The organism is Streptomyces sp. NPDC104313, from assembly GCF_055583985.1.
The window spans coordinates 22,882-36,498 of sequence record NZ_JBVJMW010000015.1 but is presented as its reverse complement, the minus strand read 5'-3'; the positions used below and the strand labels follow the sequence as shown (position 1 = coordinate 36,498).

Genomic DNA, 13,617 nt, shown 5'->3' with positions numbered 1-13,617 from the left:
CCCGTCTCCGCCCCACAGGGCCCGGGCCCCACCCCCGCCGGACCACAAGGACCAGCGGGTTCACCCGGTCCACCCCACCCTCCAGGAACAGCGAGCCCCGTATGCCCCCGCTTCCCCGCCCCGCCGCCCTGCTGTGCGACATGGACGGCACCCTCGTCGACACCGAGCACGCCTGGCTGGACACCGTCGCCGGGTTTCTGCGGACGCAGGGCTTCCCGACGGACGCGGACACCCTCGCCCCGTTCGCGGGCGCCGCGGTGGCCGACGCGGCCGGCCGTCTCGTGCACGACGGCCTCACCGCCCTGTCGGAGGCGGAGACCGCCGCCCGGCTCGACCGGGAGTTCACCGCGCGGGTGGCGGCCGGGGTGACCGTCCAGCCCGGCGCTCTCCGGCTCCTGGACCGGGCGCGCGCGCTCGGGGTGCCGACGGCCCTGGTGACCGCGTCCGAGCGGCATGTGGCCGACCTGGTGCTCGACACCCTGGGCCGCCACCGGTTCGACACGTCGGTCGCCTCGGGCGAGAGCGCGCGCGGCAAGCCGTACCCCGACCCCTACCTGGCGGCGGCGGCCGCGCTCGGGGTGGCCCCGCGGGACTGCCTGGCCGTCGAGGACACCCCCACGGGCGCGGCCGCCGCCCTGGCCGCGGGGTGCCGGCTGCTCGCCGTCCCCTCGGTGCCCGGCATCGAGCCGGGCCCGCGCACGGTGCTGGTCGCCTCCCTGACGGAGGCGGACCTGACGGAGGCGGACCTGACGGGAACGCCGTAGCGCCCGGCGGGACCACCGGACCACGCGACGTACAGGGGGCGGGGCGGGGCCGGGGCGGGCTCCTTCGGCCCGGGAGTGCCTCAGCCCTTCACACACACCACCTGCTTGAGCTTCGCGACGACCTGGACCAGATCCCGCTGCTGATCGATGACCTGCTCGATCGGCTTGTACGCCGCCGGGATCTCGTCCACGACACCGGAGTCCTTACGGCACTCCACGCCGCGCGTCTGCTCCTGAAGGTCCTTGGTCGAGAAGCGCTTCTTCGCCGCGTTCCGGCTCATCCGGCGGCCCGCGCCGTGCGACGCCGAGTTGAACGACTTCTCGTTGCCGAGGCCCTTCACGATGTACGAACCGGTGCCCATGGACCCCGGGATGATCCCGTAGTCACCGGACCCCGCCCGGATCGCCCCCTTGCGGGTGACCAGCAGGTCCATGCCCTCGTACCGCTCCTCCGCCACATAGTTGTGGTGGCAGGAGATGACCGGATCGAAGGCCACCCGGGCCTTCTTGAACTCCCTGCGGACCACGTCCTGGAAGAGCCCCATCATGATCGCCCGGTTGAACTTCGCGTACTCCTGCGCCCAGAAGAGGTCGTTGCGGTAGGCGGCCATCTGCGGGGTGTCCGCGATGAACACCGCCAGATCGCGGTCGATCAGGTCCTGGTTGTGCGGCAGCTTCTGCGCCTGGCCGATGTGGAAGTCGGCCAGCTCCTTGCCGATGTTCCGCGAACCGGAATGCAGCATCAACCAGACAGAACCGGTCTCATCGAGACAGAACTCGATAAAATGATTTCCCGATCCGAGCGTTCCCATCTGCTTCGTGGCGCGTTCCTGGCGGAATTTGACCGCATCGGCGATCCCCCCGAACCGCCCCCAGAAGTCGTCCCATCCCGCCGTCGGGAACCCGTGCAGCTTCCCCGGGTCCACCGCGTCGCCGTGCATCCCCCGGCCGACCGGAATGGCCTGCTCGATCTTGGAGCGCAGCCGTGACAGGTCGCCGGGAAGATCGTTCGCGGTGAGGGACGTCTTGACCGCGGACATCCCGCAGCCGATGTCCACCCCGACCGCGGCCGGGCACACCGCGCCCTGCATCGCGATCACCGACCCGACCGTCGCCCCCTTGCCGAAGTGGACGTCGGGCATGACGGCGAGACCCTTGATCCATGGCAGCGTGGAGACGTTGCGCAGCTGCTGCATCGCCACGTCCTCGACCGACGCGGGGTCCGCCCACATCCGGATGGGAACCTTCGCCCCCGGTACCTCCACGTACGACATAACTCCTCGATTCCCCCGAAAAGACTGAAAGCGCAAAACCGGTGCCAAGATCGGCAAACCTGTTGGCCGACCGGCATTCACAGCGGCGCGTGCGATACACATTGTGTCCATCGGCCGCCTTCGGGCGGCAACCCGTTTTCCGTACCGAAGGGAGCCTGGGACGGTGCGAGACATGGCGTACGTACCCGGCGTCGCGCTTCTGGCAGCGCTCGTCGTCGGCTGCAGCGCCGGCTCCGACAGCAACGCGAACGGCGCCGACAGCAAGGCGGACGGCCCGACGGTCACCCCCGCACCACCGGGCAAGTACGAGACCCTGCCCGCCCCCTGCCGTGCCGTGCCGCGCTCCACGCTGAAGGACCTGCTGCCCGGCGCCGCCGAACTGCCCGGGGACCAGCAGGAGAAGGTGTTCCGGGGGTCGGCGTCCGTCACGTACGACACCGACCGCAAGGTCGGCTGCGGTTGGAAGTCCGACGGGCCCAACGCCACCCGGAGCCTGTCCATCGACTTCGAGCGCGTCGTCTCCTACGACCTCGCGGTCAGCGACGACGACCGCGCCGACACGGTGTACGCGAAGAAGGAGAGGGCCGCCGGCCTGTCGTCGTCGGCGACCCCCGGGCCGGACGCGGAGAAGAACACCGGGACCCCGGGCGAGAAGGGCAAGGGCGCCGACGGGGAGAAGTCCGAGGACGCGGCGGGGGACGCCACGGCCTCGGCGGACCCCTCGTCCCCCTCCTCGTCCGGCGGAGGCGACACCGGGGGCAGCGGCGCCGGGCTGGAGGACGCCCTCCCCTCGCGCGTCCTCGACGACCTCGGAGATGCCGCATTTCTGCACGATCTGCCCACTCCGGCAGGTTCCACCGCACAGCACCGCACGGTGAGCGTGGTATTCCGCACATCCAACGTGGTCGTGACCGTCCGGTACGCCGAGCAGCCGGCCCTCGTCACACAGGTACCCGACAGCAGGGAACTCCAGGAGAAGGCCCAGGCACTGGCCCGGAAGCTGGCCGAGACGCTCAGCGAATAGACCCCGCCCGACGGGCCCCCACCGGCCGGATTCCGGTCTCCGGGGTCCCTCGGCGGCGGCACGGGACGGCCGCCGGCCGTCGTACCGTGGCTGTCCGGAAGACGTACCGCCCCGCTACCGAGCCCACCCGTACACCGCACGAACCGAGACCTCCAGCACCGAGGGCTCCGTGCCATCCGAGTGAAGGAACCATGCACCGATCAGCCCCGCGCCTGTCCCGCATCCTCGCCTGCGCCGCCGTTCCGGTGATGCTCGTAGCCGCCGGCTGCTCGTCGGACTCCGACTCCGACTCCGACAGCAAGAAGAACGCGGGCTCCTCGTCGTCCGGCACCCCCAGCGCCAAGCCCTCGGAGCCCACCGTCGAAGCGGCGAGGTTCGACGATCTGCCCGACTCGTGCTCCTCGGTCGCGAAGAAGACGATCAAGGACCTGGTGCCCGAGGCCAAGAAGAAGAACGGCACGGCCGGCCGGTCCAACGACCTCTCCGCCCGGAGCAGTTGTTCCTGGAACGGCCTGGACGACAAGGGCGTCGACGGCTCGCAGTACCGCTGGCTGGACGTCGGCTTCACCCGCTTCGACTCGGACCAGTCGCTGGGCAGCGGCGCCAAGCGCGCCACCGCCGAGTACACGAAGCAGGTCGCCAAGGCGAAGGCCTCCGAGGGTGCCGAGAAGGTCGCCGCCGAGCCCGCCGCGGGCATCGGCGAGGAGGCCACCCTCGTCACCTACGGCCTCAGCAAGACGGACGAGGACTTCACGTACGGCACCGTCGTGGCACGCACGGGCAATGTCGTCGTCACCCTGACGTACAACGGCGCGGGTTACGCGGGTGCGAAGAAGCCCTCGTCCGCGACCATCGTCAAGGGCGCCCAGAAGGCGGCGAAGGAAGCGGTCGCCGCTGTCGCCGACACCGCCGACGCCAAGCTCACGCCCCCGGCGAAGGGCGGCGCCGAGGACAGCAAGAAGGACCCCAAGAAGGACACGGCCAAGGGCGGCGGCAGCGACATCGACAACCCCAAGTCGGCGACGAAGCCGAAGGCGAAGTCGAGCTGACGATCCGCCCGGGCGTCGCACACGCGACGTGACCTGACGGCCGCACAGGTCGCCGATCCGCAGCTCCAGTAAGCACGTTGGAAAGCCCGGCTCCCATGGGGGCCGGGCTTTCCCCCTCCCCGCGCAACGCAACTCGCACACATGTGCCAGGCTGTGCCATCGCCGGGCGTCTGATGTTCGGCTGAAAACCAACGCCGGGAACAGAAGCCGGGTTCGGGCAGCAGAGGTCGGGAAGGGGATCGCGCGTGGCCGCGATGCAGCTGACACGCACGCACCGCATACTCATCGGGGTCGTCATCGCCGGTGCGGTGCTCATCGCCGCGATCGGTTTCGCGGGTTCCTACGCCGCCGTGCGCGAGCTCGCGGAGGACAAGGGCTTCGGGAGATTCGCCCTGGTCTTCCCCATCGGCATCGACGCGGGCATCTGCGTCCTGCTCGCCCTGGACCTCCTGCTCACGTGGATGCGGATCCCGTTCCCGCTGCTGCGCCAGACGGCGTGGCTGCTGACCGCCGCGACGATCGCGTTCAACGGCGCCGCCTCCTGGCCCGACCCGCTGGGCACCGCGATGCACGCGGTGATCCCGGTGCTGTTCGTCGTCTCCGTCGAGGCCGCCCGGCACGCGGTGGGCCGGATCGCGGACATCACCGCCGACAAGCACATGGAAGGCGTACGCCTCACCCGCTGGCTGCTCTCCCCCATCCCCACGTTCAAGCTGTGGCGGCGGATGAAGCTGTGGGAGCTGCGCAGTTACGAGCAGGTCATCAAGCTCGAACAGGACCGGCTGATCTACCAGGCCCGGCTCCAGGCCCGCTTCGGCCGCAACTGGCGGCGCAAGGCCCCGATCGAGTCGATGATGCCGCTGCGCCTGGCGAAGTACGGCGTTCCGCTCGCCGAGACCGCGCCGGCCGGACTCGCCGCCGCGGGCATCGAACCGGCCCTGCTGCCACCGGTCGAGGGGTCCCGCCCGAAGGCGGAGCTGGTGTACGAGCCCCAGCGGGAGCGCGAGCAGGGGCACGAGGAGCGGGAGCCCGCGCAGGAGCAGGCCCAGCAGCACCCACGACATCAGCGGCAGCACCCGATGCCGCTCCAGAAGCAGGCTCTCCAGGAACACCAACACCAAGACCAGCAGCACCAGCAGCACCAGGAACAGCAGCAACAACAGCAACCTGAGCAGGCCCTGGAGACCCCGCAGGCCCCGCCCACCCATGACAGCCCCTGGTTCGCCCCCCAGAAGCTTCCGGAGGCCGCGCACGCCAGCGCGTACGACCCGCAGCACGCCGACGGCCTGGAGCCCACCCCCGCCGCCGTCCCCCTGGGCCCCGGCCGTACCCGGCCCCTCGGCGACGTCGGCACGATCGGCGCGGTCCCGCACCCCCGCCGTGAAGACCTCGACGAGGACTTCCACGAGACCCCGGAACCCGTACAGCAGGCCCAACAGGGCGAACAGGCCCAACAGGCCCAGCCCGTCCGGCAGACCGCCGACGAGGGAGAGCCCGCCGTCCCCGAAGAGGCGCCACAGCTGGAGCCCTGGTCCCAGGAGGACGAGGACTTCGCCAACCGGGCGTTCGAGGAGTACACAGCGCTGACCGATCAGGAGGGTCAGTACCCGAGCCTCGAAGCCCTCGACATCACCCTGGCCGACAAGCGCGACGTGCACCACCCTCGCTCCACGGAGCTGCTCCAGGGCCTGATGCCGCAGTTCAGGAACCTCTACACCCAGCGCACGACGGCCGACCAGAGCGCCTGACGCACAGCCGCACAGCACGGCGAAGGGCCGCCGTCCGGGAGGGATTCCCGGCCGGCGGCCCTTGGCGTCCGTACGCGCGAGGGCGCTACGCGCCCAGCAGCCTGCGCACCCGGTCCGCCCCCACCGCGAGCAGCAGCGTGGGCAGGCGCGGGCCCGTGTCGCGGCTGACGAGCAGCCGGTAGAGCAGCGCGAAGAAGGACCGCTGGGCGGCCTTCAGCTCGGGCGTCGGCTTGGCGTCCGGCTCCAGGCCCGCCAGCGTCTTCGGCACCCCGTAGACGAGCGTGGTGAGCCCGTCCAGCGACCAGTGCGCGTCCAGCCCCTCCAGGAGGAGGCGCAGCGAGTCACGGCCCTGCTCGTCGAGCGAGCCCAGCAGCTCCTTGTCGGGCTCGTCCCGGACGATGGTGCGGGCCTCGGCCGGGACCTGGGTGGTGATCCAGTTCTCGGCCCGGTCGAGGCGCGGGCGGGCCTCGTCCAGCGAGGTCAGCGGGTTCTCCGGGTCCAGCTCGCCGAGGATGCGCAGCGTCTGGTCCTCGGCGCCGGCGGTGATGTCGGCGACCGAGGCGAGCGTCCGGTACGGCAGCGGGCGCGGGGTGCTCGGGAGCTCCCCGGCCGCCGTGCGGACGGCCCGGGAGTACGCGGCGGCGTCGGCGGGCAGCACCGTGCCGTCGGCGACCTTACGGCCCAGCGAGTCCCACTCGTCGTACAGCCGCTGGATCTCCTGGTCGAAGGCGATCTTGAAGGACTGGTTGGGCCTGCGGCGGGCGTAGAGCCAGCGCAGCAGCGGCGCTTCCATGATCTCCAGCGCGTCGGCCGGGGTGGGCACCCCGCCCTTGCTGGAGGACATCTTGGCCATGCCGGAGATGCCGACGAAGGCGTACATGGGCCCGATGGGCTGGACGCCGTCGAAGACCTCGCGGACGATCTGGCCGCCGACGACGAAGGAGGAGCCGGGCGAGGAGTGGTCGACGCCGCTGGGCTCGAAGATCACGCCCTCGTAGGCCCAGCGCATCGGCCAGTCGACCTTCCAGACGAGCTTGCCGCGGTTGAACTCGCTGAGACGGACCGTCTCGGCGAAGCCGCAGGCCGAGCAGGTGTAGTTCAGCTCGGTGGTGTCGTCGTCGTAGGAGGTGACGACGGTGAGGTCCTTCTCGCAGTTGCCGCAGTAGGGCTTGTACGGGAAGTAGCCGGCGGTGTTGCCGCTGCCGTCGTCCTCGGCGGCGGCGCCGGAGCCCTCGGCGGCCTCCAGCTCGGCCTCGTCGACCTTCTTCTGCTGCTGCGGCTTCTTGCCGCCCTTGCCCTGGGCCGCCGGGTCCTTCTTGGTCCGGTAGCGGTTCAGGACGGCGTCGATGTCGCCGCGGTGCCTCATCGCGTGCAGGATCTGCTCGCGGTAGGTCCCGGCGGTGTACTGCTCCGTCTGGCTGATGCCGTCGTACTCGACGCCCAGCTCGTCCAGGGCCGCCGTCATGGCGGCCCTGAAGTGCTCGGCCCAGTTCGGGTACGCGGAGCCGGCCGGGGCGGGCACCGAGGTCAGCGGCTTGCCGATGTGCTCGGCCCAGGACGTGTCGACGCCCGGGACACCGTTCGGGACCTTGCGGAAGCGGTCGTAGTCGTCCCAGGAGATCAGGTGGCGCACGGTGTACCCGCGGCGGCGGACCTCGTCGGCGACCAGGTGCGGGGTCATGACCTCGCGGAGGTTGCCGAGGTGGATCGGGCCCGAGGGGGACAGTCCGGAGGCGACGACGACCGGTTTGCCAGGCGCACGACGCTCCGATTCGGCGATGACATCGTCCGCGAAGCGGGAGACCCAGTCGGTCTCGGTGCTGGTCTGACTCTCGGCCACGGTCGGCACGTCCTTCTCTCGTCTGTCGTTTCCCGATGGGGTACGGACCAGTGTCCCAGCTACCCCCCGCAGCGCGAAAACGGCTTTACGCCCCGTGGGATACTGGAGTGATCCCTTGTACCCCTAAGGAAACGGCAGCCCGTCCCATGCCTGAGCACGGCTCGGTCCCTTCCCTCGCCTCCACGCTCCAGCAGCAGCTGGCGGACGCCCTGACGGCAGCACTGCCGGACGCCGGCGCCGCGGACCCGCTGCTGCGCCGGAGCGACCGGGCGGACTTCCAGGCCAACGGCATCCTGGCGCTCGCCAAGAAGCTCAAGGGCAATCCGCGTGAGCTGGCCGCCCAGGTCACCGACGCCCTCCCGGCGGGCGGGCTGATCAAGGACATCGAGGTCTCCGGGCCCGGCTTCCTCAACATCACGCTCACCGACAGGGCGATCATCGAGACGCTGGCCGCCCGGGCGGCGGACGGCGGCGGCCGGCTCGGCGTGCCGCTGAAGGACGACGCCGGCACGACGGTCATCGACTACGCCCAGCCGAACGTGGCCAAGGAGATGCACGTCGGCCATCTGCGGTCGGCGGTCATCGGCGACGCCGTGGTCAGGATCCTGGAGTTCACCGGCGAGAACGTGGTCCGGCGGCACCACATCGGCGACTGGGGCACCCAGTTCGGCATGCTCATCCAGTATCTGATCGAGCACCCGGGCGCGCTGAGGCACGAGGGCGGCGCGAGCGACGGCGAGGCGGCGATGTCGACGCTGAACCGGGTCTACAAGGAGTCGCGGGCCCTGTTCGACTCCGACGAGGAGTTCAAGGCCCGGTCCCGGGACCGGGTGGTGGCCCTCCAGGCCGGGGACCCCGAGACGCTGGAGCTGTGGCACCGCTTCGTCGACGAGTCGAAGATCTACTTCCACTCGGTGTTCGACAAGCTCGACATGGAGATCCACGACCCGGACATCGTCGGTGAGTCCGGCTACAACGACATGCTGGAGGAGACCTGCCGGATCCTGGAGGAGACGGGCGTCGCCGTCCGCTCCGAGGGTGCGCTGTGCGTGTTCTTCGACGATGTGAAGGGCCCGGACGGCAACAAGGTCCCGCTCATCGTGAAGAAGACGAACGGCGGCTACGGCTACGCGGCGACCGACCTCTCCGCGATCCGGAACCGGGTGCGGGACCTCAAGGCGGACACCCTGCTGTACGTGGTGGACGCACGGCAGTCGCTGCACTTCAAGATGGTCTTCGAGACGGCCCGGCGGGCCGGCTGGCTGAACGAGGACGTCAAGGCCGTGCAGCTCGCGTTCGGCACGGTCCTCGGCAAGGACGGCAAGCCGTTCAAGACCCGTGAGGGCGAGACCGTGCGGCTGGAGGACCTCCTCGACGAGGCGGTCACGCGGGCCACGGCGGTCGTCCGGGACAAGGCCGACAAGGTGGGCCTGTCCGAGGAGGAGATCGTCGAGAACGGCCGGTACGTCGGCATCGGCGCCGTGAAGTACGCGGACCTGTCGACCTCCGCCGTGCGGGACTACAAGTTCGACCTGGACCAGATGGTGGCGCTGCACGGCGACACGTCGGTGTACCTCCAGTACGCGTACGCCCGGATCCAGTCGATCCTGCGCAAGGCGGGGGACGCGGTCCCGGCCGCCCACCCGGAGCTGGAGCTGGCCCCGGCGGAGCGGGCGCTCGGTCTGCACCTGGACCAGTTCGGCGAGGTGCTCGCCGAGGTCGGGGCGGGGTACGAGCCGCACAAGCTGGCCGCGTATCTCTACCAGTTGGCGTCCCACCTGACCACGTTCTACGACCAGTGCCAGGTGCTCAGCCCCGACAACGCCCCGGAGGTCGTCGAGAACCGGCTCTTCCTGGTCGAGCTGACCGCCCGGACCCTGCACCGGGGGATGGCGCTGCTGGGCATCCGGACGCCCGAGCGGCTCTGACCCGAAACGTTCTTACGTGTGTGGGCCCCGGCACGGGTGATGTGCCGGGGCCCACACACGTAGGTCCGTCCGGGTCAGGGAGCGGTGAGTTCCACGACGACGTCGTAGACCGCCGGGTTCGGGGTGACCGGCTGCACGGTCTGCTCGCGCGCGTCCCGAGTGCGGGAGGCGAAGTCGGGGTCGGCGGTAGCGGGCGATGCCTGCGGGGCGGGTGGGGTTGCAGATGGGGCGGAAGGCTACGTACTCCTGTCTCATCCCAGGATGTTCGGTCTTCGCGGTTGTGTGCTTCCGTCGTCATCGTTGTGCGCCTGGGCGCATTCGGTCCGGCGCGGTACGCCGGATGCATGCCGAAGCGACGTGCGTATCCGAGTGATCTGTCCGATGCCCGCTGGGAGTTGATCGAGCCGGTCCTGCCCGCGTGGCGCTTCCAGCGCCGTGGCAGGGCCCTTGCTTCCGGCCGTCCGCCGCACTCGGCACAGACACCCTCAACGGGCCGCTCCTTACCGTGCTCCTCGAAGAACACCGCCGGACCCCCGACCCCGCACTCGGTCCGGATACCGCCAGGACACCAGCACCAGGGCGCACACTCGGCCCGGCGCTGCCCGCCAACCCGCCACGGCTCTCGCGCTGACGTGAGGACAAGCACAGGTGCCGCAGGTGCAGTTCCTCGAACTTCTCCTCCGTCGAAGAGATGGATGCCGATTGCTGTTTCCGCTGCACGTCCACAAGTACCCGGTCACCTGGCTCCGAGCCGGCTCAGCGTCCAGCCGTTGCCCGCTGGGTCGAGCGAGGTGGTGGCCCGCTTGAACACGTACTCGGCGCGTTCGTAGGAGAGCCGGACCCGGCCTGTTTCCGGGTCCAGATCGGTGTCGCGCGGGCGGCGGGCCGGGCCGGGCCGCCGGTCTGTGAGGAAGAGCGGGCCCCGGGTGCGGTCCGCGATCAGCATCGGCAGCAGACGGGCCGTGCCCGAGCGCCAGGTCACCCACCCGTCCGGGGTGCGGGCACGGCGGTCGGCGAGATCCACGTCCCCGACGTCCAGCAGCAGCACGGCCTTCACCGTGGCACCCGATTCATGAAGCAGGCGCCAGAGGGAGTGCTCCCGCAACGGGAGCCCCGGTCGGGACCAGAGCGCAGCGAGTCGCTCCGAGGGGATCGGCAGCGTACGCGAGGGGGGTTCGGTGCGTCGTTCCAGCCCGGCCGCCAGGTCACCCAGCGAGGCCCAGAGAGCGAAGGAGCGGGCGGCGGAGCGATGGCGGTTCCAGGTGGCGGCGGCTGCACCGCCCCAGGCGGTGGTGAAAGTCCGGGTGATCTGGTCGGCGGTGAGGTCGGCCAGGGGATGCCGCTCCCCGAAGGCGGTACACAGACGGCGCAGGGTCTGGCCGTATGCGCGAACGGTGGAGGCGTCCAGACCGTCCCGGGCCAGGAACGCGGTCGCCGCTTCGCCCAGGGTGGGGCCCTCGGTCTCGGCCAGGGCGAGGTCCTGCGCGCGGCGCCTCAGGAACGCGCGTTCGGCGGAGTTGCGGGTGAGGGCCGCCGCGCGGTCGAATTCGGGGCGTGCCTCCCCATATCGCCCCAGCTTCACGAGGAAATCGCCCCGGGCGGCGGGCAGCAGATGGTAGTCACGCAGTGCCGGGTCGGTGGTGAGGGAGTCCAGCAGGGCGAGGCCGGCCCCGGGCCCCCGGGCCATGGAGAGGGCCACCGCGCGGTTCAGGCGGACGATCGGAGAGGGGATCAGCCGCTCCAGCGCTTCGTAGAGCGCGGTGATCTGTGGCCAGTCGGTGTCCTCGGCGGTGCGCGCCTGGGCGTGGGTGACGGCGATCGCCGCCTGGAGGAGGTACGGGCCCGGCGGGCAGCCGTGCTGGGTGTCGCGGGCCCGGAGCATGGCGGCGAAGCCCCGGCGGATCAGAAGCGGATCCCAGCGGCCCCGGTTCTGCTCATGGAGGCGGACCGGCTCGCCGGAGGGGCCGGTCCGGGCGGCCGAGCGGGATTCCTGGATCTCCATCAGAGCGGCCAGGGCATGAGCCTCGGGCTCGTCGGGAGCGAGCTCGGCGAGCAGACGGCCCAGGCGCAAAGCCTCCAGGGTGAGTCCGGGGCGCAACAGGTCGTCGCCGGAAGTGGCCGAGTACCCCTCGTTGAAGATCAGGTAGATGACTTCGAGGACCGAGGAGAGCCGGTCAGCCAGTTCCGCTCTGTCGTCGGGGAGTTCAAAGGAGACGCGGGCCTCGGCGAGCCCGCGTTTGGCGTCGGCGATGCGGCGGGTGATCGCGGTCTCGGGGAGGAGGAAGGCCCGGGCGATCTCCCCCGCGGTGAGTCCTCCGAGAAGGCGAAGGGTGAGAGCGACCCTGGCGGGGGTCGGCAGCACCGGGTGACAGGACAGGAACATCAGCCGCAGGGCGTCGTCCTGGGCCGGTTCCTCGGCGAACCGGCCCCGCTGCTCCCTCTGGTCCTGCTCGTGGGCGAGTTGGTGGTGCTTCTCGTCCAGGCGGCGGGCCCGGCGGATGTGGTCGACGGCACGGCGTTTGGCGATGGCCGCCAGCCAGGCGCCCGGGTTCTCCGGGACGCCTGACCGGGGCCACTGTTCGAGCGCCGCGACCAGCGCGTCCTGTGCCAGTTCCTCGGCGAGGCCGACATCGTGGACCATCCGGGTGAGTCCGCCGATGATCTTGGCGGACTCCAGCTTCCAGACCGCGTCGACGGTTCGGTGCGGATCGACCCGATGACCGGCTTCCGCCGGGTGGACGCCGGCCGGGAGGGCGCTTTCGCTCATGGAGCGCAGATCCGTCGCGCTCGGGTTTCCGCGGGCGGGGTCTGCGTGGTCACGGGCCGAAGACCTGCTGGATAACGCTCTCGCCGTCGCCGACGATCCGGCGGAAGCGGCGGGCCAGCTCCACGGCTTCGTCCTCGGAGCGGACCTCGATCAGCGCGAACCCGGCCACGGCTTCCTTGGCCTCGGCGAAGGGGCCGTCGGTGACGGTGATCTCGTCGCCGCAGGAGACCAGGCGCACTCCGTTCGGGGCGAGCCCGCCAGTGGCCAGCAGAACGCCGGAGGCGGTCAGCTCCTCCACGAACGCGCCCATCGCGGCGAACAGGTTCTCGTCGGGGGCGACATCGTTCGGCTTGGTCGTCATCAGGTAGCGCATGGGGATCTCCGTCTGCTCGGTGGGTGATCGCTGTTCTGCCCATACGTCGAACAGCTTATGTGACAGGGAATGGCGGGATTCCCTGTCACATCACCTTCTTCGACGTGAAGGCAGAACAAGCGATCACCCACCGAACAGACGAGGGACCCGCCGCTATGACCACCACCGCACACGCCACCACCGTGAACGCCCGTATCTCCACCCGGGCCCTGCTGGGATCCGCCGCCGCAGCAGCGCCCCTGTGGGCCGTGCTCTCCCTCACCCAGGCCGCGACCCGGGAAGGGTTCAGCCTCCTCCGCCATCCACTGAGCATCCTCAGCAACGGCCCGCTCGGCTGGCTCCAGATCAGCAACTTCCTGCTCACCGGGGTCCTGACCGTCATCGGCTCGATCGGACTCCGCCGAGTCCTGCGGGGCACCCCCGGAGGCGTCTGGGCACCCCGGCTGACCCTGCTCAGCGGAATCGGCCTGATAGCGGCCGGAGCCTTCGTGATGGACCCGGCGGACGGCTTCCCGACCGGCACCCCGCTGGGAACGCCCACCGAGTTCACCTGGCCGAGCTACGCACACATGGCCGCCGGAACGCTGACCTTCACCTCACTGATCGCCACCAACTACGTGCTCGGCCGGCATTTCTCCCGCACCGCGGAGCGGGGACGGGCGATCGCCTCCCGCGTCGCCGCGACCGCACTGTTGCTCGGCAACGGCTGGGCAATGAGCGGAGGCACTGCCGGGACCCTGACACTGGCGATCGGCGCGATCACCGCGATGGTGTGGATCTCCGCCGTGGCGGCACGCTACCGGTCCCGGGAAACCTGAGCCGCTGCCCGGACCCGTGGCGGTCCAGGCGG

Annotated in this window: 10 protein-coding genes and 1 pseudogene; 7 read left to right on the top strand and 4 right to left on the bottom strand. The window is 70.6% G+C overall.

Annotated elements, in window-relative coordinates; translation table 11 throughout:
* The first annotated feature begins 101 nt into the window (after positions 1-101).
* Positions 102-764, top strand: coding sequence for an HAD family hydrolase (locus ACZ60Q_RS28780; protein WP_469640327.1), 663 nt, complete (start codon positions 102-104; stop codon positions 762-764).
* Positions 765-844: 80 nt separating this feature from the next.
* Here ACZ60Q_RS28780 and ACZ60Q_RS28775 read toward each other — a convergent pair whose 3' ends face one another.
* Positions 845-2,038 carry an RtcB family protein gene (locus tag ACZ60Q_RS28775; RefSeq protein ID WP_469640325.1) on the bottom strand — a complete coding sequence of 398 codons (1,194 nt, stop codon included), beginning with the start codon at positions 2,036-2,038 and terminating at the stop codon, positions 845-847.
* Positions 2,039-2,210: 172 nt separating this feature from the next.
* Here ACZ60Q_RS28775 and ACZ60Q_RS28770 point away from each other — a divergent pair, with 172 nt between their 5' ends.
* The 3 genes from ACZ60Q_RS28770 (at position 2,211) to ACZ60Q_RS28760 (ending at position 5,859) form a co-directional block, all read left to right on the top strand.
* Positions 2,211-3,062, top strand: coding sequence for a DUF3558 domain-containing protein (locus ACZ60Q_RS28770; RefSeq protein ID WP_469640323.1), 852 nt, complete (start codon positions 2,211-2,213; stop codon positions 3,060-3,062).
* 191 nt (positions 3,063-3,253) lie between these two features.
* A complete protein-coding gene (locus ACZ60Q_RS28765; RefSeq protein WP_469640322.1) occupies positions 3,254-4,111 on the top strand; it encodes a DUF3558 domain-containing protein in 858 nt (285 codons plus the stop codon).
* 245 nt (positions 4,112-4,356) lie between these two features.
* On the top strand, positions 4,357-5,859 hold the full coding sequence (locus tag ACZ60Q_RS28760) for a DUF2637 domain-containing protein (protein WP_469640320.1): 1,503 nt from the start codon (positions 4,357-4,359) through the stop codon (positions 5,857-5,859).
* 85 nt (positions 5,860-5,944) lie between these two features.
* Here ACZ60Q_RS28760 and lysS read toward each other — a convergent pair whose 3' ends face one another.
* Positions 5,945-7,708 (bottom strand): lysine--tRNA ligase, encoded by a 1,764-nt coding sequence (lysS, locus tag ACZ60Q_RS28755; protein ID WP_469640318.1) that lies wholly within the window; start codon positions 7,706-7,708, stop codon positions 5,945-5,947.
* 137 nt (positions 7,709-7,845) lie between these two features.
* On the opposite strand from lysS, the gene argS reads away from it, so the two are divergent.
* Together argS and ACZ60Q_RS28745 are read left to right on the top strand one after the other, a co-directional pair.
* Positions 7,846-9,627 (top strand): arginine--tRNA ligase, encoded by a 1,782-nt coding sequence (gene argS, locus ACZ60Q_RS28750; RefSeq protein ID WP_469640316.1) that lies wholly within the window; start codon positions 7,846-7,848, stop codon positions 9,625-9,627.
* A 344-nt stretch (positions 9,628-9,971) separates the two neighbouring features.
* Positions 9,972-10,091 (top strand): annotated as a pseudogene (locus tag ACZ60Q_RS28745) (IS5 family transposase); the annotation flags it as partial.
* 272 nt (positions 10,092-10,363) lie between these two features.
* On the opposite strand, the gene ACZ60Q_RS28740 reads toward ACZ60Q_RS28745, so the two are convergent.
* Both ACZ60Q_RS28740 and ACZ60Q_RS28735 read right to left on the bottom strand, forming a co-directional pair.
* On the bottom strand, positions 10,364-12,394 hold the full coding sequence (locus ACZ60Q_RS28740; RefSeq protein ID WP_469640315.1) for a sigma-70 family RNA polymerase sigma factor: 2,031 nt from the start codon (positions 12,392-12,394) through the stop codon (positions 10,364-10,366).
* 49 nt (positions 12,395-12,443) lie between these two features.
* Positions 12,444-12,767, bottom strand: coding sequence for a YciI family protein (locus ACZ60Q_RS28735; RefSeq protein WP_469640313.1), 324 nt, complete (start codon positions 12,765-12,767; stop codon positions 12,444-12,446).
* A 155-nt stretch (positions 12,768-12,922) separates the two neighbouring features.
* Between ACZ60Q_RS28735 and ACZ60Q_RS28730 the strand changes: the two genes are divergently transcribed.
* The gene (locus ACZ60Q_RS28730) at positions 12,923-13,585 is read left to right on the top strand and encodes a DUF998 domain-containing protein (RefSeq protein WP_469640311.1); all 663 of its coding nucleotides are present in this window, start codon (positions 12,923-12,925) and stop codon (positions 13,583-13,585) included.
* The last annotated feature ends 32 nt before the right edge of the window (positions 13,586-13,617 follow it).

What these genes read in the sequence shown, in the direction of transcription:
- ACZ60Q_RS28780 (WP_469640327.1), top strand. Translation starts at nt 102, where the DNA reads ATGCCCCCGCTTCCCCGCCCCGCCGCCCTGCTGTGCGACATGGACGGC.
- ACZ60Q_RS28765 (WP_469640322.1), top strand. Translation starts at nt 3,254, where the DNA reads ATGCACCGATCAGCCCCGCGCCTGTCCCGCATCCTCGCCTGCGCCGCC.
- ACZ60Q_RS28770 (WP_469640323.1), top strand. Translation starts at nt 2,211, where the DNA reads ATGGCGTACGTACCCGGCGTCGCGCTTCTGGCAGCGCTCGTCGTCGGC.
- ACZ60Q_RS28735 (WP_469640313.1), bottom strand. Translation starts at nt 12,767, where the DNA reads ATGCGCTACCTGATGACGACCAAGCCGAACGATGTCGCCCCCGACGAG.
- ACZ60Q_RS28740 (WP_469640315.1), bottom strand. Translation starts at nt 12,394, where the DNA reads ATGAGCGAAAGCGCCCTCCCGGCCGGCGTCCACCCGGCGGAAGCCGGT.
- argS (WP_469640316.1), top strand. Translation starts at nt 7,846, where the DNA reads ATGCCTGAGCACGGCTCGGTCCCTTCCCTCGCCTCCACGCTCCAGCAG.
- ACZ60Q_RS28775 (WP_469640325.1), bottom strand. Translation starts at nt 2,038, where the DNA reads ATGTCGTACGTGGAGGTACCGGGGGCGAAGGTTCCCATCCGGATGTGG.
- ACZ60Q_RS28730 (WP_469640311.1), top strand. Translation starts at nt 12,923, where the DNA reads ATGACCACCACCGCACACGCCACCACCGTGAACGCCCGTATCTCCACC.